This is a genomic window from Patiriisocius sp. Uisw_017, assembly GCF_047731265.1.
Lineage (GTDB): Bacteria > Bacteroidota > Bacteroidia > Flavobacteriales > Flavobacteriaceae > Patiriisocius.
Genome location: NZ_CP159835.1, coordinates 3,158,716 through 3,184,060, shown reverse-complemented (window position 1 = coordinate 3,184,060; position 25,345 = coordinate 3,158,716). Strand labels below are relative to the sequence as shown.

Genomic DNA, 25,345 nt, shown 5'->3' with positions numbered 1-25,345 from the left:
CTGAAGTAAAAATACGAGGGATTTAGACACATTTTTTTTTAATAGACCAATGTGGCATTGCTCCTAATAGCGGCCTGATAGCTCCCAACTAATACATTCGTCATTCAGTATCCTTTATTTATGGGTTGAAAAAGGGCATTGATAGATTTCTTGCTTTGGTATCTATGTAAATTGTTACTTTTACGGGGTATGAGACTTCAATTTTTTATAGATAGGATATTTAAAAATAGACTGCTTTCACATCTCTTATTTTGGACGGGCTTATTCTTATTATTTACGATTCTTGCAGCTCTAAATACTGGAAAAATTAGACCACATCTAATTACCTATCTAGTAACACTACCATCTCAAATGGCAGCAGCTTATGCTTTAAATTATTATCAGATTCCGCAATTGCTATATAAAAAGAAATATCTTTTGTTTGCGATATCTTTAGTTGGGTGTATTTATGTTTTTTCGGCCCTTGACAGAATGAGTGTTGTTTATCTTGCAGAACCCTATATTAGAACCGATTTTCAACAAGAATCAATTGCTGAAATACTTTCAGATACGGCATATTTATTTTCTGTTTATTTCACAGGAACGTATATGTATGCTTTTGTGATGATGCTTATTAAAGCAGTGAAAAATAGGTATGAAGAAAAGCACCAAATTGAAATACTTCAAAAGGAAAAAGCAACCAATGAGTTGAAGTTTTTGAAGGGACAGATTCAACCTCATTTTTTATTCAACACCCTGAATAATTTATATGCCTTAACACTAACAAAGTCTGATTTAGCCCCTAAAGTAGTATTGAAGCTCTCTGAATTGTTAGACTTTATTTTATATCAAAGCAATCAATCTTCCATCCCTATTTCGAAAGAAATAGAATTAATTCAAGGTTTTATCGATTTGGAAACGCTCCGATATGGCGAAAAAATAGCGATAGACTTTAACTATAAAATGGAAAATAAAAGCACTCAAATATCTCCTTTATTATTATTGCCATTGGTTGAAAATGCCTTTAAACACGGTGCAAGTGGAAGCGTGGACAATCCAATAATTAACATCGATTTAAAAGTGCAGTCAAACCATATACAGTTTGATATTTTTAACACAAAGCCAAAAAAAGTAATCACCCAAGTAATGAAAGGAAATGGGAAAGGTATAGGTACCGAAAATTTAAAACGCCAATTGGAATTAAATTACCCTAATAAACATACCTTAGTAGTGGAAGAAACTCCTGAAACATATAAAGTAAGATTAGCAATCGATTTAAATAGTAAAAATGATTAGATGCTTAATTATCGATGATGAGCCTTTGGCGATTGAAGTGATTAAAACACATCTCTCTAAGTTAGAAGAGTTAGAATTAGTTGCTGCCTTCAATAACCCTGTTGAAGCTTTAGAAACAATTAATACCAACACCATTGACTTGATATTTTTAGATATTGAGATGCCTTTACTAACAGGTATTGAGTTTTTAAAAACATTAGACAACCTTCCAAAAGTGATCTTTACAACTGCTTATCGCAATTTTGCTATTGAAAGCTATGAATTGGAGGTGGTAGATTATCTTTTAAAACCTATATCATTTAGTCGTTTGTTTAAGGCGGTAAATAAATTCAAAAAACAAACCAAGGTTCCTGTAATGGAGATTGCTACTTCAGAAGAAAGCATCACGAACGACCATATGTATGTGAACGCCAATAAGAAGTTTATTAAAATTAAGTTTGATGACATCTTATATATTGAAAGTGTAAAAGACTATGTAAGAATCCATTTGCCTACTAAAAGTGTGGTAACCAAAGATTCCATTAGTAATTTTGAAGATAAGCTCCCCAATAAATTTTTAAGAATACACCGTTCCTTTATCGTAAATTCTAAAAAAGTGACAGCTTTTACAAAAGTGGATATTGAAATTGGTAAAATTGAAATCCCTATCAGTGCTAGTTATAAGGAAGGGGTTATTGGGTTTTTGAGTGGCTTTTAAGGGGGCTTTATTTATAGACTAATTTTCTTTTATTTTTCCAAAATCTTCTTGAAAGATAAAATTAGTTTGAGACCATTGTATTAAAATTTAATAAATGTGTAAGCCGTATTGTTGGTATTGAAGTGGTGCGGTCAGCGCAGAGATTGCAAACTTCACATTCGGCATCACATTTTGCCTTGATACCCCTCGATATTCTGCCGATTGACTGTAGATAATTATCACTACCCCTGTTGCTGCGATTGGGTATTTATTTATGCTGCTTTTCTCGTTTGAAGACTGTGAAACTTCAAAAATAACTTTGAATTCAGCCGCAACATCAGTTCTATATCAATGTCTGCAACTTTGAAGGTTTCTTCATAATTGGAGCTTATTTTTTCTTCAACACGATCTTGAGCGAAGACTGCGGGCTAAATAATAAACAGCTTAAAAGAAGCGGTAAAATTGATTTCAACGAAACATAGCACGCTGGTTTTTTTTATAGAACTTTAAAGGCACTAGTTTTAGTAATTCAGAAATCAAACCTAATTATTCATAATCTTAAACACCTCGCTAAATTGAATTTTTAAGAACAACCTTTTTCTTTTTATAAATTCAATAGAGGGACAGTACCTAAAAAATATGTTGAAATTGGTAAAAAAAAGAATTCCCACCAGTGCTAGTTATAAGGAAGGGGTTATTTGCTTTTTGAATTATTTTATGGATGATTAGCTGGTACACGTACCTTTAAGGTTTCATTACATTTTTTAAACAGTCCAATATTTCTTTTCTAAACTACTGAAAAGTTTTAACCATAAGCTAATACCTCAATTTTGAGTAACTTTAAAGACTCATTAACAAAGCACTTTTTTATGAAATTTTTTCAAAGCATTACATTGTTTTTACTTCTTCTTATTTGTCAAACCTTTCAAGCGCAAGTAAAAGAGCAGGTGGAAGAGGAAGATATTTATGAAAAGTTAGCAGAAATCGCTATTGTAGAACAAAAAGTGATGATGCCAATGCGAGACGGAATTCGTTTGGCTACAGATATTTACAGACCAAAAGGAATGGACAAAGTACCTATTATCTATTCACGTACTCCTTATAATTTTAATTCTTGGGGTGACGGAAAAGAAAGAATGCGCACTGCAAAACAGGCATATGAAGTGGTAAAGCGTGGCTATGCTTATGTGGTGCAAAATGAACGAGGGCGCTATTATTCTGAAGGCACTTGGGATATATTAGGCGTACCATTAACTGATGGGTTTGATGCGTTTTCATGGATGAAGGACCAATCGTGGTCTAACGGAAAAATTGGAACCTATGGCTGTTCCTCTACTGCTGAATGGCAAATGGCCGTTGCAGCTTTAGACCATCCATCACACGCCGCAATGGTTCCTCAAGGTTTTGGAGCAGGAGTAGGTCGCGTGGGTGATATTATGGAGCAAGGAAACTGGTATCGCGGTGGCGTTGAACAGTTGCTGTTCTTTTCTTGGTTATACAGTGTAGAACATGACAAATTTAAACCTAGAATCCCAGAAGGTGCCACGCAAGAAGATCTTATTAGGGTTTCACGTTTTTATGATCTAGCTCCTGAGAATCCACCTATTGATATGGCAGAAGCGCTGCAACATCTTCCTATTCAGGACATATTAAAAAACATAAATGGTAAACACGAGATTTTTGATAAAATGGTGCGTCGTAAGCCTAATGATCCTGCTTGGTTCGAGGGTGGTTTGTATCATGATGAGATGGAAATAGGAGTGCCTAGTTTTTGGTTTACCTCTTGGTACGATGTTTCTATCACGCCTAATCTTGCTTTATTTAATCACGTACGAAACAATACTAAAGATCTAGAAATTAGAGACAACCAATACTTAGTCATTGCACCTACCTTGCACTGTCGGTATACACGTGCTACAGAGAATACGATGGTTGGGCAGCGAAATATTGGAGATGCGCGTCTTAATTATAATGAACAAATTTACAGCTGGTGGGACTATTGGTTAAAAGGTGAAAAGAACGATTTTAAAGAGAAAACACCACGGGTACAGTATTATACGATGGGAAGTAATAAATGGCAAGCAGCAACACAATGGCCCCCTGCAGACTCTAAAATGACGACCTACTATCTCAACAGTAAAGGAAATGCGAACAGTTTAATAGGTACAGGAACGTTAGATACTAAAAGTACTAGAAAAGACAATCCAGACTCATTTTATTACGATCCTATGAATCCTGTAACTTCTTTAGGCGGAAATGTTTGTTGTACAGGAAATGCAATAGAAGGTGGTGCTTTCGATCAGAAAAAAATGGAAGAACGCGCAGATATATTGGTATACACAACAGATGTATTAACCGAAGGTATGGAGGTAAGTGGATTTATAGAAACGATGTTGTACGTATCTTCCAATGCAAAAGACACTGATTTCACCATAAAATTAATAGATGTATACCCTGACGGAACCGCATATAATTTAGATGAAACGATCCAACGGGTGCGGTATAGAGAAGGCTATGATAAAGAAGTATTTATGGAGGAAGGTGAAGTCTATGAACTATTACTAACGCCTATGTCCACGAGTAACTATTTTGAAAAAGGACACCAGATCAGGATTGAAATCTCCAGTAGTAATTTTCCTCGTTTTGCTAGAAACCTGAATACCGGAGGAAATAATTATGACGAAACCGAAGCTGTCGTTGCTCAAAACAAAATACATCACTCTAAAAAATATCCATCACAGATTAAGTTGCCTATTAGAAAATAGAACCTGTGAACTAAAATTGAATAGCTTTAAATATTTTATATTTGGCATTCTTAAATAGCAGTATGATATTGAAACAATTATTCGCAATACTAACCCTACTTTTTTCTATCCAGAGTATAGGGCAAGAAAATGAGACCTCTATTTCTTTTTGGAATACGTTAAAATCCCATTGTGGTAATGCTTATGCTGGAACCCTTGAAATTCCGGAAGAAGATCAAACCTTTGGTGGAAAGAAACTGGTCATGCACCTACGTTCTTGTACTGAGAATGAACTAAAAATTCCTTTTTATGTAGGAGATGATAAATCACGGACTTGGATTTTAACAATGAACGAAGGCATTATTTCTTTAAAACACGATCATCGTCATGAAGATGATACCAAGGATGCGGTTAACTTTTATGGCGGCACGTCGTCAAATCAAGGGAAAGCAGATATCCAATTTTTTCCTGCAGATGGTCACACGCAAAAATTAATCCCAGCCGCGGCGACTAACGTTTGGTGGATTACTGTAGACGAAACAACCTTTACCTATAATTTGCGTCGTTTAGGAACAGACCGCGTTTTTAGGGTTGTTATGGATCTTACTAAGCCTATTGAAACCCCTGAATCTCCTTGGGGCTGGAAAGATTGAATTGTTAGTGTTGTTACTATTTATGTTAGGAAGCCTCATCTAACATATTTTGAAGAGTACAGGACTAAGGAGATAGGCATACAGTAAATTTGAGATGTAATACTTTATACAATTATCTGTAACCTTAGGAGACAACACAAATAAAGCCATCAAATACTATTATTTGATGGCTTTATTTGTGTTTTAAATCGTTTTCAGCATTAAAGAGAGCGAAAATTTTCGAACTTGGAACAATGGAAAACACACTACAGTTTTAAAGTTCAATCTAAATGTAAATATCTTTTATTAGATCGTAGGTTTCCTTTTTTGACTAAAGCTCCTAACGACCAACAGCATAAATAATAAACAAGCAACAGAAAAAAAGTCAAATGATTTAACTCCTTTTATAAAGTTAAAACTGTTTTATTGCTATTCAAACGTATGGCGTTGCTCTGCTGTTGAAGATGCGTTTAGTAATTGGTTAAATGTTCTAATAGTATTAAAATCACGCGTAATTGCTTCAGATACCGCAATTCCAGAAACCCCTGTTTTTAATATGTCTGAAACATCTTCGGTTGTGATACCTCCAACGCCTATAATAGGAGTGCCTGTTTTCAATATATCTGTAATGGCAGTATAGCCATTTAAACCTAAAACTGGGGGTGCATTATCTTTAGTTGCTCTCGCTCTAAAAGGCCCTAAGCTAATATAATTTACTTGTTTATCAAGCAGTGTTTCGCAATCTTGGAAAGTATTTGCTGTCCCGCCTATAATTTGCCAAGAGTGTAAAAACTTTCTAACGCTAGTAGGGCAAGTGTCCGTTTTTCCTAAATGTACTCCATCTGCCTTCACTTCTTTTGCTATTTTAAAGTGATCATTAATGAGCAGTCTGGTTTGAAAGTGAGCGGTGATTTCTCTAGCTTCTTGAGCGAATTTTAAAAGTTTCTTTTCAGAACTAATTTTCAAACGTAACTGCACTAACTCTGCACCAGAGGCACAGGCTTTTTGGATATTTTCCAGATGCTCCTTTGGAGAATCTCCTTGAGATATATAATGTAATTTAGGTATCACAGTTTCTACGTTTAATTATTTCTAGTTCTAAGATTTTATTATTAGGTACGCTTGCAACATTCCATTCTCTTTATTCTTTCAGCACAGCGATCTTTTCTCTTTCTTCTTAAACAGAAACCTTTTTAGAGTATTCCATAAAATGAGATTCAAACCGTTTTAGGATCGGGTGCATTTTTTCTGAATAGAGCACGTATTGGCACTTTTTAATACTTTGAGCAATCGACATAATGGCGCTATATGAAGACTTTTGAACTAGAAATTCAGCATCATCTATACTAAATATTTTTAATTGTGAGATACTAACTCCATTCATTAAAAATAGAGTATTCATTGATTTTGGCGTAGAAATAAGAATGTCTACCCCCATAAATATCTCCGACTTTTGAATATCCACATGAAGATGTTCGTGCCCTACATACACGCGTAAGGAATTGTGTTTTGTATATTCTAAAAAAGCAACGTATAATTCTATTGCTCTTTCCTTATTTGCTACAAGAACTACTGCTCTTGGGGCATCTCCAACGGCCTCACATTTTAATCTTTGCAAAGTAGTAAGTATCAATGTGGTCGTTTTCCCGCTATCTTTTGGAGCAGTGCAATATACATTGGCGCCACTTTTAATGATAGGTATGCTCTTGCTTTGTAAAGGAGTAGGAGCTTCTATTTCAAAAGTTGTTAGCTTCTCTAATATATTGGGATGTAATTTTTTGAATGGCATAGGAATTAAAGAGCTAACTGTTTGGCGAAGTGTTTATAATAAATAAGGCAAATATACTACCTGTAAACGAATTAAAGTGATGTAGCTCCTTTTTCTATTTTAGTTAGATAGAAAAAGTGCGACCATTATTAAATAGCATACTAAAACGTTGCTACTACAAAAATTGAACAGGTATAAAGATTAGCTTTCTTGGTATAGGCAAGACCTTTGAACATTGCACTAACTAAATAACAAAAATGGACTATTATATTTTAGGTTGCACCTGTTCTGAGTTTTGTAAAGATGGATCACTTTGCTTTATCAAAGAGCTTATATTTTATGGTATTTAAGAATCTCTAACACCTTTTAAATTTGTTTTGATTGTTGTAAGTTTTTTATAACCGAATACTTACTTGTATCTTCCCTAATTACTTTCAATAAAATGTTTTCTGATGATAAAAAAAATATTTCTCTTGATGTTGACAGCCTTTTTCGTCAGCTCATGCGCAACCTATGCTCCGCAAATTAAAATTGCAAGTACACCTGCGCTAAATAAGGATGTAGTTCATTCCTTTTACCTAATTGGTGATGCAGGAAACATACCGTTAGGAGAAACTTCCAAGGTCTTGCCAGCCTTAAAAGAGGAACTAAATAAAGCATCCAAGAATAGTACCTTAATTTTTCTTGGTAATAATATATCAGCAGAGGGATTCCCTAAAAAGAAGGATGCCCGAAGAGCTTTTCAAGAACAACAGCTAATGACTCAAACAAATACAGTCACTAATTTTAAAGGTAAAACTATCTTTATTCCTGGTAATCACGATTGGTCTAGTGGTGGGCCCGAAGGGCTAAAGCGACAAGAAAAATATATTAAAAATCTTCTAGGAAAAAAAACTTTTTTACCAGAAGATGGTTGTCCTATCGAGAAAATTCATATTTCTGATGATATTGAACTTATTATTGTTGATAGCCAATGGTACATAGAAGATTGGGATAATCATCCCACCATTAATGACAAATGCGAATTCAAAACGAGAAACGATTTTTTAGATGAATATGAAAGTCTTATTAAAAAAGCGAGAGGGAAAACTACTATTGTCACAATGCATCATCCCATGTATACTAATGGTCCTCACGGTGGACAATACTCTTTTGGAGACCATATGAAACCAGTTCCAGTCTTGGGGACACTCAAAAATGTGATTCGAAAAACAAGTGGTATAAACAAAGCAGACATACAACACAAACGTTATAACGAACTTAAAAGACGCTTAGTTACCATCTCTCAAGAGAATAAAAAGGTGATATTCGTTTCTGGTCATGAGCAGAGTCTACAATATTTAGTTGCAGATAACCTACACCAAATCGTAAGTGGGTCGGGCTCTAACGTTTCTCCAACACGCAATGTAGGCGCGGGTCAATTTTCATATGGAACACACGGTTTTGCAAGACTTGATGTATTCAAAGACGGTTCTTCCCATGTTCGTTTTTATGGAACTGAGGAAAACAAAATTGTATATGAGACAGCGGTAATTAAACCTCAAGTCAAGAAATTAGATACTGCTTATCCAACTACTTTTCCGAAGGAAAAAGTTGGGGTCATATATACAGCGGCAGAAACAGATAAATCTGACATATTTAAATTTCTTTGGGGAGATCGTTACAGAAAGTTATACAGTACACCAGTAATAGCGCCAACGGTAGATCTAGACACCATGTATGGGGGGCTGAAGGTTATAAGAAAGGGTGGTGGGAATCAATCTATTTCCTTGCGACTTGAAGACAAAAACGGTGCTCAGTATGTGATGCGTGCACTGCGTAAAAATGCCGTGCAATACTTACAATCCCTTATATTTAAAGAGAATTATATCGAAGGTCAATTTGACAAAACTAGAACTGAAGCCCTGGTGCTAGATGTATTTGCTGGGTCGCATCCTTATGCACCTTTTGTAACAGGAACTTTATCTGACGCCATAGGATTATATCATACAAATCCTACACTCTATTACATTCCAAAACAAAGCGCATTAGGCGATTTTAATGGTGAATTTGGAGACGCATTGTACATGATTGAAGAGCATACTTCTGAAGGTCACAGTGATCAAGCTAGTTTTGGTTTTAAGGATAAGATTATTAGCACAGAAGAGGTGATGGATAAATTACATAAGGATGAAGATATTGTGATAGATGAAGCCGCTTATATTCGGGCACGTTTATTTGATATGCTTATTGGAGATTGGGACAGACATTATGACCAATGGCGTTGGATTGAATTTAAAGAAAATAACAAAAAAGTATATCGCCCCTTGCCACGGGATAGAGATCAAGCGTTTTCAATTATGTCTGATGGACCTTTATTTAGTATTGGTCTTGCTATAATACCTACTGCAAGAATACTTAGAAAATATGATGAAGATTTGGTAGATGTTAAGGGTGTTAATGTTGAACCTTATCCCTTAGACATGGAATTCATTCAACTTTCAAATAAAGTTGCTTGGGATGCACAAGTAAAGGTTATTCAAAATGGGATCACCGATGCTATAATTGATGCAGCTTTTTTAAACTTTCCTGTAGAAGTTCGTGATCAATCTTTTGATGATCTCAAAAGGAAATTAAAGGCAAGAAGAGGCAATCTGCAAGCGATATCTGACAGGTATTATGCTTTAGTTAATAAATATGCAGTCATAAAAGGAACAAATAAAGACGACTATTTTACTATTCAATGCCTCTCAAATGGTGAAGTTAAAATAACAGCACAACGCATTCAAAAAGGTGAAAAAGGGGAGGTGTTTCTAGAACGAACGTACACCAAATCTGAAACTAAAGAAATATGGATTTATGGCTTAGATGATGGTGATGTTTTTGAAACAAAAGGGAAGAATAATAAGATTAAAATTAGATTAATTGGAGGTCAAAATAATGACAAATATATTATTCCAGAAGGCGGTAAAATTGTTATCTACGATTATAAAAGTAAAAAGAATGATATCTCTCAAGTAAAAAAAACTAGGATACGTCTAAATGATAGATATGATATGAACGTCTACGATTATAAAAAATTAAAAAATAATGTCAATGCAATAATACCTGTAATAGGTTCTAATCCAGATGATGGTTTTAAAATAGGAGTAACAAACATAAATACAGATTATGGTTTCGAAAGAAACCCGTTCACCGCTAAACATATTATTTCGGCCTCTTACTATTTTGCAACACAGGGGTATGACTTATTCTATACAGGAGAATTTGCCAATGTAGTTGGAGATTTAAATTTTAGTATCGATGCACAATTTAACAGTCCAAATTACGCCATTAACTTCTTTGGTTATGGAAATAGTACACCAAACCCTGAGGCAGATGATGGTGATGGCTTTGATGCAAATTTAGATTATAACCGAGTTAAAATAAGAACGTTCAAAGTAATGCCTTCGTTAGTCTGGAAGGGTGATCTTGGCGCTAATATTAAAGCGGGTATTTTTTATGAATCTAATCAGGTTGACCGCACAAATGCGCGCTTTTTAGACGATCTAACGAACACTAGCAACACTATGGGTATTACAACGATTAATGAATCGGTTTACGATAACCAAGATTTTTACGGTGTAAATGCAGCCTATCATTTCGAAAATAAAGATGATCAGGCTTTTCCCACGCTTGGTATGCAACTGGGGCTTCAAGTTGGTTATAAAAATAATGTAGCAACCAATAAAGGCTATGGCTATGTGATGCCAACGCTAGGCTTCGATTATAAATTAATTTCTACAGGTCGATTAGTGCTAGCAACAAATTTGGCAGGACATGTGAATCTAGGGGATGACTTTGAGTTTTACCAAGGAGCTACTTTGGGAGCGAATACTGGCCTACGGGGCTATCGTAACGAACGTTTTACTGGAAAAAGAGCGTTTGTCCAAACCACAGATATTCGTTGGAATATAATAGGTTTAAAAACAAGCATACTCCCATTAAACCTAGGGGTATTTGGTGGTGCCGATTACGGACGCATATGGGTTGATGACGATCTTGTATTCAATCCAATTTTTAATGACAGCGACTGGAATACTTCATTTGGTGGAGGTGTGTTTGTTAATTTGGCAGAGATGATGACGGCGAACGTTTCAGCATTTAATAGTGGTGATGGTGTGCGTTTGGCATTTAAAATGGGCTTTGGATTTTAAATATATGGCTTATCTTGTCAAACTTACAGATGCTTCGGCTAAATCTACTAAGATTGCACGTTAGCCCAATAGTAGCCTAGCTAGATAGGTCGAATAGCTTTTAAATACATACGTTTTTTTTAACGAAATAAGGTAGAAATGAAGAGAAAATGTATATCGAAAGATATAATGGTTGCATACTACGATTAATGGCACTATCTTTGCCATCTAATAAGTATTAATAAATTAAATTACATTACAATGAGTAAAGGAACAGTAAAATTTTTCAACGACACTAAAGGTTTTGGATTCATCACTGAAGAAGGTGTAGATAAAGACCATTTTGTACACATTTCTGGATTAATCGATGAGATTAGAGAAGGTGACGAAGTTGAATTCGATTTACAAGAAGGAAACAAAGGATTAAACGCGGTAAACGTAAAAGTTCTTTAATATATATCCATATATTTTCAGAAAGAGCCCATCTTAATAGATGGGCTCTTTTAGTATACAATAGTCTAGGCACCTAAGAGAATGTTCGGCTTTTCAGAAATTCCCTTTATAGCTTCACAGTTTTAAGATTTCGAAACAGAACTTAATATTGTTTCAAATCTCTAAAAGAATAAAAGTAGGTAGTTGTTATGAGTAAAACCATTAGTGATTTTGACATAGAATCCTGTATTGCTACGTTACAAGGGTTATTGGAAGATACCAATCAGCTCTTCGAATTGCCAGAAGAACAACGAGTATCACTTTTTAAAGCTGCTGGAGGATTAACCAGACCAAATCGTGATGAGTTTCAACGCAGGCGAAAGGACGCTAAAAAAGCGGCGAAACGTAAAATGATCGCTAAAGATACCCACGCAAGAAAAACAACAGGAATTCGCTCTGCCAGAGAAGCAACCTTATTTGTGGCACCAAAACTACTAGCTGCAGCAGCAATTCCAAATGACACATTAGAATTAGAATCACCAAGAAACTGTTACGTTTGTAAAACAGTCTATACGAGGTTGCATCATTTTTATGACACGATGTGCACAACGTGTGGTGATTTAAACTATACAAAACGCTTTCAAACTACAAATTTAAAGGATCAGGTCGCTATAATTACTGGCTCTCGATTAAAAATAGGCTATCATATTACCCTTATGCTATTACGTTCTGGTGCTACTGTTGTTGCGACTACACGTTTTCCAGCAGATTCTGCCATCCGATTTTCTAAAGAAGACGATTACAAGCAATGGAGCGATCGATTGCATATTCACGGCCTTGATTTACGGCACATACCCAGTGTAGAAATTTTCTGTAATTATATAGAGCAGAAATACGATCGCTTAGATATTCTAATTAACAATGCAGCACAAACCGTGCGAAGACCCTCTGGCTTTTATTTTCATTTAATGGAAAATGAAAAACTGCCAATTGATAAATTGCCCTTACTTGCACAGCCTTTATTAAAAGATCACGAAAGCTGTTTAGAAGAATTATCAAATTTAAGTATTGGTACATCAAAAATGAATGCGAATAATGCCCTGCCAGTAACTTGGCACGGCCCAGAACCTGGCATTGGTTTGCGTAACTCAGCCGAGTTATCTCAAATACCTTATAGCTTTGACAATACACTACAAACCACTGAAGTGTTTCCAGAAGGGCAATTAGATGCAGATCTACAACAAGTAGACTTACGGAAAACAAATAGTTGGCGTTTAAAATTAGGGGAAATAGAAACGACCGAGATGGTAGAGGTACAGTTGGTAAATGCAGTTGCTCCCTTTGTTTTATGCAACCGTTTGTCTAACGTAATGATGAAAGAAAATACAGGTAAAAAGCATATTATTAATGTTTCGGCTATGGAAGGAAAGTTCCATAGATTTAAAAAAGAAGACCGTCATCCACATACCAATATGGCCAAAGCAGCTTTAAATATGTTAACACATACCTCTGCAGCAACCTTCGCTAAATCTGGTATTTATATGAATGCGGTAGATACAGGTTGGGTTACAGATGAAGATCCGGCTGAATTGTCTATGAAGAAAGTAGAAGTCCACGATTTTCAACCGCCATTAGATATTGTAGATGGCGCAGCCCGTGTGATGGATCCTTTAATTGATGGTATTAACACAGGTAAACATTGGTGTGGTAAATTTTTGAAGGATTATTTTCCTATTGATTGGTAGATAGTCACTGGTTTAACTTTAAATGATTTCTCTAGAAATGAATTAGATTTTAATAAAGAACTAGTGATTCTAAAACCCCCTTTTTGTATAACATAAAATCCTTTAATAGAAGCTTATGAAGAATTTACAGATGACTAGGTAATTAAATAATATTCGCACTTGTTATTTTTAACAGGAAACTACTAGAAATATCTTTGTTTCTATGATTGTGAAAGAGTGATCAAATCAATACTATTTCCGAAGTAAAAAAAAACAACTAACCAGCTACTTATTCGCCTCAATAAACGCAATAACCTCTTGGGCAAATAAATCTGATTCCGTATTCATTGGTGAGTGTCCTGACCGCTCAAAAATCACCAACTTTTTATAGGTAGTACCTATGTTATCAAAAGCCTCTTGCCCAAAGGTTGCAGGCACTACCATATCGTACTTCCCCCAAAGAAATAAAGATGGTATGGTAATTTCTGAGAGTCTACTTGTATAGTTTATTTCTCTAAAAAGGCCCTGTTCTGCAAATATATCTTGGATGGTTATGGTGTTCCATAAAGCAGTAAATATATTGTAGTCAAAAAAGATTTCTACATCGTCATCACCGCTATTAATAACAGCATCTCTTCTAAGTGTTTTTTCTGCTTCAAAAGCCTCGATATTCATTCTGAAAAAATCGTCGTCATTATAGACGGTATCATCTACCTGGAGGATGAGCTCCTTAACAGATTCCCAATATGCTTCACTATTGCCCAATGCGATCTGCTCGTTTGCCATACGCTCAAAATTTGCGATGTACTCCAAATAGGCGCCCGCTGGGTTATGCGCACCATCTACTTCAATCCAACCTAGAAATTCATTTTGATCTTTTAATAAGGTAGCAGTTCCTAAAGCACCTCCCCAGCTATGACCCAATAGAATAAAACGGCAATCATTGCCATATTTATGTTTGATTACTTTGACAAGAGCGAGGATATCTTCTGCCATGATATCAATATTAATATCCTCTTCAGAATAACCTCCTTGCGACATTCCAGAACCTCGCTGGTCAAAATAAACCACTGCACATTGCTTTTCTATTTGCTCTTTGAACATCTTACTTCGAAATCCTAGCCCAAGGCCTCCAGGCCCTCCATGTAAGGTAACTAAGAATACTTTCTCAGACCCGTTACCATAAATATACGCTGGCATATCTGCGTTTTTATGGCGTACAATTAAGGTTTCGCTTAGGTTGTCTAAGGCATCGTCCTGAAAACAAGAATGAAAACAAAACATAGAAAAAATAAGAACAACTAAAGTTGCTGAAATGTTGATGGTATTTTTCATAATTATTTCTTATTAAAGTTAAAACGGAAGCCGTATTGTAATGAAATAGCAGGCAGTGTAGTCGTATTAAAGTGTGTTCGCAATCGAAGGTTAAGATTTAAATACCTGCCTGTAATTTTTTTACCTTTTCTAAATCTACCTATTCCAATAGATAGAGAAGGGGCGTAGTAGTTTCTGCCAGGAAGAAACACCTTGTTCACGTCATCTCCGTTTACTTCATAGGTTTGAGGTAAAAAGGAGCGATAATATCCTACGGGGTTTAATCCAATACTTAATTGTTTGCCTTTTTTATTTGTTCTTCTCCACATGAGTCCAAAATTAGCAAAGACACCAGTATCTGTTCTAGAGCTAAAGTTGGTAGTAACACCGAAATTTCCATCAATTAACCATTGGTTTATAATTGTTTTTGGGCCTCGTTTCTTTACTTTAATTTTCACCTTTTCTTTCAATAGATATTCGGCGCCTAATTGCAAACCGTTGTTCCAAATTAGATTCCCTGTGTAGCCTACTTTAAATTCTGTTTGGTCTAAGAATGAGCGTTCTATAGGGGGTGACTCTTGTGCTATGATTGCTGAAATATTAAAAAACAGGAAGTAGGTTAGTAGTGTTTGCTTCATTTGGTTTTTAAAATAAATTTTTAATAGGCTTATAATTTCATCAGGAAGATAATCATTAGATACTATGGACTTATAAAAAAATAATTTCTTTTAATAGACGACAAAAGCAATCTCCTTGTTACAGAAACAATAGGAGGATAATAGGAATAGGCTCCCGCAGAGCCTTGAAGATAAAGTTGGTTCGTGTAAATATCTATGCTACAGTTTTGTCAAAAAGGTAGCGCCTTGTAACTTTTAAGGATCTTTAGATATCATAAAACGTTGTTGTGCGTTTAATACTTTCTTTAATTGATGGCATTAATACGAGCAAACTTTTATTTATTTATAAGAACCATATTCTTTCCAAAAATCTTAACTTTTTTGAACTGCAGGTCTAAACTTCCATTTTTTTCACGAATCGGCTAATCTATATAGAAAGAGGGCTTAGACACTCTGAAAAATGCGGTATAGTTCCTGCTTTTCCAAAAACATTGAAGGTTTCAATGATGGCAGCATCTTTTTTCTGCTTTCTGCACGCATTTTGAAAATCTACAAGTTCAGCTTGGAGTGGTAATAAAAGAGTTTCATAGTGATGTTTATTTATAACATCAGCTTAAAATGGCACCTCAATTTTAGACTGTTCGAGGTATGCTTGTAACCGCGATTTTGAAAGTAATGTACGGTCTATAATATCCTATTAAAGCCTAAGATTACACAATAAACCTAAATGAAATGTTGACAACAAGCAGTATCTAATCAAAAATGGAAATCGAAATAATCCTCTTGAGATATCGTAAAAGCAATTTTATGAGCAACGAGCTAAGAACCGCTCATATTATTTCAAAGGCGGACGTTTAATAAAATGGACCAAACAACAAAAATGTCCTCTACTATTCTCCATAGTGGATAGTGCCTGTTCTTATTTTTGTTACGGTATTTTTTACTTGCTTACTTACTTTCGACAGCAAGAACATCTGCCATCTCTAAGTTTTCATCCATACTCACATTTATAGATACAGAATCTTTTAGTGCTGTGAAGTTTTTTATACGTTCTAATTCGTCTTCTTCACCAGAAAAATAGGGAAATACATCCATAATAGGGGATTCTGAAATCGCAGGGATGGTGAAATCTCCCATCGTATCTTTCATTGTTTCCATTGTATTGTCAAAAGCCTCCTTAACATTATTGGCTTGTACCAATAAATATAAATTTGTTTTGCGCTCCTTGCCACTTTCTTCATCAAATGCAATTAAGGAAACACGAGACTTAAACCACCTGTCTGAATTTTCAAATGGATGAATTTCAGCATAGTTGGCCACTTTTATGTTTGTGATCTTAATTTCATCGCTATCTGTTAAATAGGCTGATATTTCTTCGGTAATTCTAGCCTCTGCCTCTGTGTAGGAAATAGCATCTACTAAAAAGGGTTCCGTCTTCATCTTCTGGATGCCAGACGTTTGATCCAGTTTTCTATATTTTACCTTACACTCATACCAAGTTGCGCTCATATCTTTTTTTTTAAGGATTCCAAATATAGGGTTTCGCTCTAGGTGACAGCGTCAAAAAAGAGAATAAATATTCACAATTTCAAGACCCTTCTTTCATCGCTTTTAGCGTGAGGGACTTAAGAGGTATAAAAGATTGATTGGCGTTGTTTATGGTTTTTAAAAACAAGTAATGGTTTCACGTTGTCGTACTATTTTTTTGTCAAAACTTATTTTTATAAGGCACTGGAATCCACTTTTACGAGACTAGAATGGGAGTGAATAGACAGGTTCAGGGAACGAGATTAAGGGTTCACATCGCAATGAACAAGCTTTTAACTAAGGCTTCATTACCGTTTCTAAAATTTCCCAAACGGTCGTTGCTAGAATTTTATGACCTTCAACCGTAGGATGTATGCCATCACTTTGATTCAATTGAGCAATACCTCCAACATCTTTTAAGATAAAGGGAATAAATGCTAGATCATTCTTTTTCGCCAAATCTGAGAAAATGGATCTGAATTCAGTCGTGTATTCTTTCCCCATATTTGGTGGTAATTCCATCCCAGCTAAAACAATAATCGTAGCGGGGTTTTTAGCACGAACCACGTCAATAATAGTTTGTAGGTTGACTCGAGTTTCGGTTAAAGGAACCCCTCGCAATCCATCATTAGCGCCCAGTTCTAAAAGAAATATATCAATATCTTGATTGAGCACCCATTCTATTCTACTTCTTCCACCAGCCGTGGTTTCGCCACTTAATCCAGAATTTACAACGACATAATCCAAGCCTAAGGAGTCAATCTTAGTTTGAAGTACTGCCGGGAAAGCATCGTTATTATCATCTAGCCCATAACCGGCGGTGATGCTATCTCCAAAACATAGGAGGGTCTTCTTTGAACTTGTTTCCGCAATAGGAGTTTCCTTAGGGGCAGGTGCAGCTGTTTTTGCCTTCTCTTTTGTTTCGCCTGTATTACCGCAAGAGAGGAACAGTAAAGAGATTGCGAAATAACAAAACTTTAAGAATTTCCATTCCATACAATGCGCTGCATTTAAGAACCTTTGTATACTTGTAAGCGTCTGCATAATTTGCGGAATAATTTAAAATATATATGGCAAAGATATTAAAGATTAACGGGCTAGAAAAGACATATACCAGCGGTTCTAAACAATTAACGGTTTTGCAAAATGTGTCTTTTGATGTTGAAAAAGGACAAACTTTTTCTATTATTGGTCCTTCAGGAAGTGGAAAAACGACCTTACTAGGATTGTGTGCTGGATTAGATAAACCAGATGCAGGTACCGTAGAATTATGTGGTCATAATTTAAGTGCATTGACCGAAGATGAGCGCGCACAACTGCGAAATAAGGAAGTTGGTTTTATATTTCAAAACTTCCAATTACTACCCACGTTAACGGCACTCGAAAATGTGAGTGTTCCGCTAGAATTACAAGGCGCTAAAGATGCCGCAAAAAATGCTATGGCACTCTTAGAAAAGGTAGGTTTACTCGATCGCATTCATCATTATCCCTCTCAGTTATCTGGAGGAGAACAACAACGTGTGGCCTTGGCAAGGGCTTTTTCAAATAGACCTTCTATCTTATTTGCTGATGAACCTACTGGTAATTTAGACGAAGAAACTGGAGAGAAAGTCATCCAACTGCTGTTTGATCTTAATAAAGACGCAGGAACAACCTTAGTGATTATTTCTCACGATTTAGACCTCGCCAACAGAACCCAACAAATTTTGAGACTAAAAGGTGGACAAATTATGAATAACGAACCTACCGCAATATTTTGAGTACAACAAAATTCACATCAAAAAGCAACACAGCTTGGCTTTTTAAAATGGCTTGGCGCGATGCAAAAGCAAGTAGGGTGCGCTTATTACTTTTTATGGCGTCCATTATTTTGGGGATTGCGGCGGTAGTTTCCATACAGTTGTTTAGTCAAAATCTTAAGGACAATATTCAGTTACAGTCCAAATCCTTAATGGGTGCTGATTTTATTATTGACAGCAATCAAGTTCCGAATAAGCGCGCGCAGGAGATTATTGATTCTTTAGGACCCGATGCTTCCGCAATTAATTTTGTGTCTATGGTTGCCTTTCCGAAGAATGGCGGGACCAAGTTGGTACGTGTTAAAGGCTTGCAAGGCGACTTTCCGTTTTACGGTACTATTAGAACCCAACCCGCTGCTGCTGCTGCTAACTACCAAGAAAAGGGAGGTGCTTTAGTAGATGCGACCCTGATGCTCCAATATGATATAAAACCTGGCGATTCCATAAAAATAGGGGAGATTACCTTGCCCATTGCCGGTGCTTTAAAAGGCATTCCCGGGAGTTCTGCCATGGCTGCTTATGTAGCGCCACCCATTGTGATTCCGTATCGCTATCTCGAACAAACGGAGCTTCTGCAATTTGGGAGCAGAAAAGAATATCAGTTTTTTTACAAAGCGCCATTAGTAGATTTAAAGATCTTAGATAAAGAACTGGATCCTATGTTGGATGCAGAAAACACCGATTTTGATACCCACACAAGCACGAGTGAACGTTTAGGGCAACGGTATGATAATGTGGGGAAATTCTTGAATCTCGCCGCATTTATTGCCTTGTTATTGGGATGTATAGGGATTGCAAGCTCTGTGAATATTTATATTAAGGAAAAACTAAAAGCGGTAGCCGTTTTAAAATGTATGGGCGCTACCAGAAGACAGAGTTTTTTAATATTTCTCATACAAATTTCTGGAATAGGAATCATTGGTGGTTTCATAGGCTCCCTCGTTGGCGCCGGCCTTCAGGAACTTTTTCCTTATGTTTTAAAGGAGTTTTTACCCTTTGACCTTGATGTAAGCATCACCATACAACCATTAGTTATGGGGGTTTTACTTGGTTTTCTTATGTCAGTGTTATTTGCCTTATTACCGCTCATGCGCACCTGGTATGTATCCCCTTTAGAAGTGCTTCGCATTGGTGGCATTCCTTTAGAAAAACCAAAAAAAGCGCGGTTTGTGGTCTTTGCTGTGATCGTTTTATTCTTGTTTTTATTTTCGTTTTGGTTGCTTGAGGATGCCGTATTTTCACTTGCCTTTGTGTTTGGTGTTTTGGTGACCTTTGCCATACTAGCAGGAATTGCCGTAGTATTAATGAAAGCTGTGAAAGCCTATTTCCCGAAACGTGCAGGTTTTACGGTTCGACAAAGTTTATTAAACTTATTTCGTCCAAATAACCAAACGGTTGTGTTAATTGTGGCCATTGGTTTAGGGACTTTTTTGATTAGCACTTTATATTTTACCAAAGACATTTTATTGTCCAAAACGGAGGTGAGTCAGACTTCTGAAAATGCCAATATCATTACCTTAGATGTACAAAATGACCAACTGGAGGCCATTGAAAAAACATTTGATGCCAACAACCTAAACGTTCTTGACAACATACCTTTGGTAACGATGCGAATGTACAGTATTAAGGGAAAATTAGTGAATGCCCTGCGGCAGGATACAACCAGTAAAATAAAAGGTTGGATCTTAAATCACGAATTTAGAACCACCTATCGGGCGGGACTTATCCCCTCTGAAGAGATTATGGAAGGGGAGTGGACTCCTGAACAAACCCTAGCAGACGCCATAAAAATTTCGATCTCTGACAATCTTGCCGCTGACGCCAAAGTAACGGTGGGCGACCCTATTATTTTTAATGTACAAGGAGTGCTTATGGAAACCACGGTTGGGAGTATCCGGAAAGTAGATTGGGGACGCTTACAACTCAATTTTTCCATTGTGTTTCCAAAGGGGGTCTTAGAAAATGCACCACAATTTAATGTGTTATCTACCTATGCTCCCAATGATGAAAGCTCGGCAGCCTTGCAACGCGATCTGGTGGCTAAATTCCCAAATGTGACGATTATAGATCTTAGGCAGGTGTATACCCTCGTAGAAGATATCTTAAATAAGGTGTCTTGGATTATCAATTTTATGGCGTTTTTTAGCATTCTTACGGGTATTATTGTGTTGATGGGATCTGTGCGCAACAGTAAATACCAGCGGATCAAGGAAAGCGTCTTGCTTAGAACTTTGGGCGCAAAGAACTCGCAAATATTACAAATTGCTACACTAGAATATTTGTTCTTAGGTATTTTGGGGAGTTTGGTAGGGATCCTTTTGGCATTGGTAAGCAGTTTACTCTTGGCACTATTTGTTTTCAAAGAACCCTTTATACCTTCGGCAATCCCTTTTTTAGTTTTTCTGCCAGGGATATCGCTAATGGTATTGGCCATTGGATTGAGTAATATCCAGAGCGTTTTAAGAAGTTCTCCCTTAGAAGTGCTGCGGAAGGAGGTTTGATGGGCTTTAACATCTAATTTGTAATTAAGAATTTCCTTGTATCTAGTATGCATACTAAGGATTAAATGTTCGCCTACTGAGGCAGCTGTAAAAGATAGGAATACATCGCCTATGAGTGCTAATCAAATAGATAATTGAACACGTAATACAATACTAGCATCTAGAAACTGCAACTATAGATGTTTTAAAACGGATTACAACATACTTTTTTTGGACTATAATTGCCATACTAGCTGCTTTTTGTTAAATGAGAATTATTTTAGAAGCTCGGCAAGAACCTTCTCTAGGTTTTAATTATTTTTTAGATTTATTTTACGAATATGCTTTTTTTCATATAGGAGCAATGATAGGATGTGTTATCGCGTTACTATTTATTATCGCAGATGTTTTTTACTTTAATAAAAAGTTAAAAAATGTTAAAGATTCAACACTAATTCGTTTTATAATTATTGTTATCTTGACCATTATTTTAGGCATATTGCACTATGTCTTGGAGAAAGTAGCTGATGTCATTTAATTAAATAATTATAACTTAAAGCTTCAGGCATCTTAAAAAAAGACTTGAATGTATAATAATGTAATCCTATTTCTAGTTTAATCTGAAATTAATTTTGATCGAAATAGTGAAACTTTAGAAAAACCACGGAGAGAAAAAAATCATATTTAAAATACAATAACTCCAAATATAATTACATACAAATGCTACCATTATAAAAAATATAAAATGAAATACGTAATTATAATTGTGCTTTTTATGTTATGCTCTCTTGGATGTGACGAAATAAAAGACGAGACAAATCAAAATATCATTACATCCGATCTTGATAATTTTTGGAATGCATATGATCAAATTACCACTACTCAAGATTCAGTCTTACAATACAAATATCTAGACAGCCTTTATATTAAAAAAGGGACCGTAGGTTTAAAAGGTATAATACAAGCAAGAAATTACACCCATGAAGATTATATCAATGCCATAAATAACTATCCAAAATTTTGGAAGTCAATACGAGAAAACACCTTAAAAATTGGCAATTATGCTGCTGAATTAAATAACGGGATTGAAAAAATAAAAACGGTATATCCAGCATTAAAACCTGCAAAAATGTATTTTACTATTGGAGCATTGCGCACAGGAGGAACCTATTTAGATAGTCTAGTTCTCATAGGAAGTGAAATTGCAATGGCAGATAAAAATACGGTGACATCTGAATTTCCTGAAAAAATTAAAGCGGGAAGGCGTGCATATTTCGATAGCAATCCAATCAATGATTTAGTACTTCTTAATGTTCACGAATATGTTCATACACAACAAAATGAACTTGTTCATAATCTTCTTTCTTATTGCTTGCACGAAGGAATTGCAGAATTTGTTTCTGTCACTGCAATGGGGATTCCATCAGCAGCTCCCGCCATAGGTTACGGGAAACAAAACGAGAACATAAAGAAGAAATTTGAGGAAGAACTATTTTATGGAAACAATGTTCATCATTGGCTTTGGAGTGATTTTCCAAATGAATTTGAAACAAGAGATTTAGGTTATTATATAGGGTACGCAATCGCTGAAATAAATTATAATACTGCAGAAAATAAACAAGCGGCAATAAAAGAAATGATTGAGTTGGATTATACGAACGAAACTCAAATTGAAGATTTTGTAGATAGGACCAATTTCTTTTCTCAATCGCTACAAGAACTTTATGATGATTTTGAAAAAAACCGGCCTACGGTTTTAAGAATTGAACAATTCGAAAACAATAGCAAATTAGTTCTTCCAAATATTAAAGAAATTACTATTGAATTTTCTGCACCCCTCAGTGGTTATAATACTGGAGTAGATTATGGTGAACTAGGTAAAGACTATTTTCCTAAAATAATTGATAGGTTTTGGTCATCAAACAATCAATCCTGGACTATGAAAGTTGATTTAGAATCAAAGAAGAAATATCAACTTTTGATTTCAAGTAATTTTAGAACGGAAAAAGGAATTCCGCTAAAACCTTATATAATTGAATTCAACACATTAGAGTAAAATACATAAAATGAAATAGTTAACTCTTGGTTTACCGTTCGGTGTTCAAAAATATGGCGAGGTCATTTTCTTCCAAAACGAAGAGGCCTTTGAAAAATTATTTAATAAGAAATTGAAATTAGATGGAGAGGTTTCTGCCGTGGCTCTTAAAAAAAGGACATCTGCTGATATATCCTATTCATTTGGAGATACAGTCTTCGCTCAAGCCACAAGAGGATTAATGTTTGAAGCTTCAATTGGAGGTGAACATTTCGCGTATAAACCGATTGAAGATTGGTGGATATTAAAAGTCTAATAATCAGATTCCTAATTTTTTAATCTTCACAAAAACCAATTGTATCGTGCATTACATTTAAGTTTAGTATCTAAAATTCGTGATAATTTTGATAAAATATACAACGGGAAAAATTTAAATCTTGTTAAAACAAGCAGCGTTAAAGTACTCTTAAAATAACCAGTTATACTTATTTATAGGGCTTTCATCACGTTTGTATAGGTTTTGTATGGGTTGTTAAACGCCTATCTAAAGTGATATGTAGTATTTTTGAAAGAAAAACTAGAAATTATGAAAACTGCCTATGGATTTGCTTTTACCATTTTTCTAATAAGTTTACAAAGCTATGGTCAGGACATGCCTATTGATTTTTTAGATTCAGCAGATACTTTTATTGGGTATGAAGGATCAGGCTTTTCCACAAGAAATGATCCAATTAGCGCTAGTAATATAGTGGGACAATTTTTTAATGATGGTTCAAATGCCAATCAAGGATTTTATATTGATGTCCCAGTTGATTTAGACCTTCAACAAAATATCACTTTATCGTTCTTTTCTTTTGATCCAAATCCTCATAATATTCTTCTAAAATTAGAGAATGGAACCAATCCAAACGTAGAAGTTAAAGAGACATTTACGGTTCCTTCTCCTTCTAATTGGCAAACGATAAGTTTCGATTTCACAAATGCTACCAACAGTTCAAACGGTACGAGTGTAAATGCAACGGGAGCATATGATAGATTAGTAATTATAATAGATCACGATACTTTCACTGCAGGAACGTACTTGATAGACAATATTACAGATGGAGCTATACCAACAGATCCCAATGCGCTGGATGTAATTTATACAGATTTAGTTTGGTCTGATGAATTTGATGATGATGGGGCAATTGATGCATCTAAATGGCACCACCAGACAATGGGACCAAACGGAGGACAATGGTTTAATGATGAGTTGCAGCATTATACAAACCGATTAGAGAACTCGTTTGTAGCGGACGGAAATCTAAATATTGTTGCTAAAAATGAGGTGTTTTCGCAAGACGGGGTTACTTTAAATTATACTTCTGCAAGACTTAATTCAAAATTTGCCTTTACCTACGGTAGGGTGGACGTAAGAGCAAAGCTTCCTTTCGGAAATGGAACTTGGCCAGCAATTTGGTCTTTGGGAAAAAATGTTAGTGAAGTAGGTGCTTATTGGCAAGAGCAAGGTTTTGGTACAACGCCTTGGCCTGCCTGCGGCGAAATAGACGTTATGGAACATGGTTTACATGCAACGAACGAAGTTTCAAGTGCCATACACACCCCTTCTAGCTTTGGAAACACGGTAAACACAGCTACACAAATACTTCCTAATGTTGCAGATAATTATCACGTGTATTCTATGAACTGGTCTCCAAACCAAATTACATTTATGATTGATGGCGTAGGATTTTATACCTACAGTCCTGCTAATCAAACTAGTGATACTTGGCCATTTGATTTAGAACAATACTTAATCCTTAATATTGCTATGGGTGGTTTTGCGGGCGCAGTAGATGCTAGTTTTACAGAAAGTAGTATGGACATAGACTATGTTAGAGTGTATCAAGGAGGTAGCTTAGGAGTTGAAAGTACTGTTGCTAATAATTTTACGGTATATCCTAATCCTACCTCAGATATTATAGCCATTAAGACAAATGAGAACATTGACAAAGTAGAACTATACTCTACCTTAGGGCAATTAGTAATTAATAAGAATACTGCTGCAAAACAGATCGATGTACAGCATTTAAACACTGGATTGTATATATTAAAAATATATTCAGGAAATACTACAATAACTAAGAAGGTTATTATTGATTGATATTTTTTAAGAATTTTAAATTCGG

General features: G+C 35.6%; 18 protein-coding genes and 1 pseudogene. 13 read left to right on the top strand and 6 right to left on the bottom strand.

Annotation, left to right across the window (positions count from 1 at the left end; genetic code table 11):
- Positions 1-189 precede the first annotated feature (189 nt).
- The 4 genes from ABXT67_RS14355 (at position 190) to ABXT67_RS14340 (ending at position 5,348) form a co-directional block, all read left to right on the top strand.
- Entirely contained in the window at positions 190-1,275 is a 1,086-nt protein-coding gene (locus ABXT67_RS14355; protein WP_415374724.1) for a sensor histidine kinase, read from the top strand.
- Entirely contained in the window at positions 1,268-1,972 is a 705-nt protein-coding gene (locus ABXT67_RS14350; RefSeq protein WP_415374723.1) for a LytR/AlgR family response regulator transcription factor, read from the top strand. The genes ABXT67_RS14355 and ABXT67_RS14350 overlap by 8 nt, the downstream gene beginning before the upstream one ends.
- Positions 1,973-2,820: 848 nt before the next feature.
- Positions 2,821-4,716, top strand: a complete 1,896-nt coding sequence (locus tag ABXT67_RS14345; protein WP_415374722.1) for a CocE/NonD family hydrolase — start codon at positions 2,821-2,823, stop codon at positions 4,714-4,716.
- Between the two features lie 62 nt (positions 4,717-4,778).
- A complete protein-coding gene (locus tag ABXT67_RS14340; RefSeq protein ID WP_415374721.1) occupies positions 4,779-5,348 on the top strand; it encodes a hypothetical protein in 570 nt (189 codons plus the stop codon).
- Between the two features lie 408 nt (positions 5,349-5,756).
- Here ABXT67_RS14340 and thiE read toward each other — a convergent pair whose 3' ends face one another.
- A complete protein-coding gene (gene thiE, locus ABXT67_RS14335) occupies positions 5,757-6,398 on the bottom strand; it encodes a thiamine phosphate synthase (protein WP_415374720.1) in 642 nt (213 codons plus the stop codon).
- A gap of 106 nt (positions 6,399-6,504) precedes the next feature.
- Entirely contained in the window at positions 6,505-7,116 is a 612-nt protein-coding gene (locus ABXT67_RS14330) for a DEAD/DEAH box helicase (RefSeq protein WP_415374719.1), read from the bottom strand.
- A 431-nt stretch (positions 7,117-7,547) separates the two neighbouring features.
- Between ABXT67_RS14330 and ABXT67_RS14325 the strand changes: the two genes are divergently transcribed.
- From ABXT67_RS14325 to ABXT67_RS14315, 3 genes are all read left to right on the top strand, one after another.
- Positions 7,548-11,270, top strand: coding sequence for a metallophosphoesterase (locus tag ABXT67_RS14325; protein WP_415374718.1), 3,723 nt, complete (start codon positions 7,548-7,550; stop codon positions 11,268-11,270).
- Positions 11,271-11,510: 240 nt separating this feature from the next.
- Positions 11,511-11,702 carry a cold-shock protein gene (locus ABXT67_RS14320; RefSeq protein WP_415374717.1) on the top strand — a complete coding sequence of 64 codons (192 nt, stop codon included), beginning with the start codon at positions 11,511-11,513 and terminating at the stop codon, positions 11,700-11,702.
- 188 nt (positions 11,703-11,890) lie between these two features.
- The gene (locus ABXT67_RS14315; RefSeq protein ID WP_415374716.1) at positions 11,891-13,426 is read left to right on the top strand and encodes an SDR family NAD(P)-dependent oxidoreductase; all 1,536 of its coding nucleotides are present in this window, start codon (positions 11,891-11,893) and stop codon (positions 13,424-13,426) included.
- A 264-nt stretch (positions 13,427-13,690) separates the two neighbouring features.
- Here ABXT67_RS14315 and ABXT67_RS14310 read toward each other — a convergent pair whose 3' ends face one another.
- From ABXT67_RS14310 to ABXT67_RS14295, 4 genes are all read right to left on the bottom strand, one after another.
- Positions 13,691-14,740 carry an alpha/beta fold hydrolase gene (locus tag ABXT67_RS14310; RefSeq protein WP_415374715.1) on the bottom strand — a complete coding sequence of 350 codons (1,050 nt, stop codon included), beginning with the start codon at positions 14,738-14,740 and terminating at the stop codon, positions 13,691-13,693.
- Between the two features lie 2 nt (positions 14,741-14,742).
- Entirely contained in the window at positions 14,743-15,357 is a 615-nt protein-coding gene (locus ABXT67_RS14305) for a hypothetical protein (protein ID WP_415374714.1), read from the bottom strand.
- 927 nt (positions 15,358-16,284) lie between these two features.
- The gene (locus tag ABXT67_RS14300) at positions 16,285-16,845 is read right to left on the bottom strand and encodes a DUF4494 domain-containing protein (protein ID WP_415374713.1); all 561 of its coding nucleotides are present in this window, start codon (positions 16,843-16,845) and stop codon (positions 16,285-16,287) included.
- Positions 16,846-17,160: 315 nt separating this feature from the next.
- Positions 17,161-17,907, bottom strand: a complete 747-nt coding sequence (locus ABXT67_RS14295; RefSeq protein ID WP_415374712.1) for an arylesterase — start codon at positions 17,905-17,907, stop codon at positions 17,161-17,163.
- 26 nt (positions 17,908-17,933) lie between these two features.
- On the opposite strand from ABXT67_RS14295, the gene ABXT67_RS14290 reads away from it, so the two are divergent.
- The 6 genes and pseudogenes from ABXT67_RS14290 to ABXT67_RS14265 all read left to right on the top strand — a co-directional run bounded on the left by ABXT67_RS14290 (position 17,934) and on the right by ABXT67_RS14265 (position 25,320).
- Positions 17,934-18,623 carry an ABC transporter ATP-binding protein gene (locus ABXT67_RS14290; RefSeq protein WP_415374711.1) on the top strand — a complete coding sequence of 230 codons (690 nt, stop codon included), beginning with the start codon at positions 17,934-17,936 and terminating at the stop codon, positions 18,621-18,623.
- A gap of 47 nt (positions 18,624-18,670) precedes the next feature.
- Complete coding sequence (locus tag ABXT67_RS14285; RefSeq protein ID WP_415377005.1) at positions 18,671-21,163, top strand: ABC transporter permease; 2,493 nt, start codon at positions 18,671-18,673, stop codon at positions 21,161-21,163.
- Between the two features lie 247 nt (positions 21,164-21,410).
- Positions 21,411-21,680, top strand: a complete 270-nt coding sequence (locus ABXT67_RS14280) for a hypothetical protein (protein WP_415374710.1) — start codon at positions 21,411-21,413, stop codon at positions 21,678-21,680.
- A gap of 207 nt (positions 21,681-21,887) precedes the next feature.
- Complete coding sequence (locus ABXT67_RS14275) at positions 21,888-23,198, top strand: hypothetical protein (RefSeq protein WP_415374709.1); 1,311 nt, start codon at positions 21,888-21,890, stop codon at positions 23,196-23,198.
- 34 nt (positions 23,199-23,232) lie between these two features.
- A pseudogene (locus ABXT67_RS14270) lies at positions 23,233-23,493 on the top strand (hypothetical protein); the annotation flags it as partial.
- 270 nt (positions 23,494-23,763) lie between these two features.
- Positions 23,764-25,320, top strand: coding sequence for a family 16 glycosylhydrolase (locus tag ABXT67_RS14265; protein WP_415374708.1), 1,557 nt, complete (start codon positions 23,764-23,766; stop codon positions 25,318-25,320).
- The last annotated feature ends 25 nt before the right edge of the window (positions 25,321-25,345 follow it).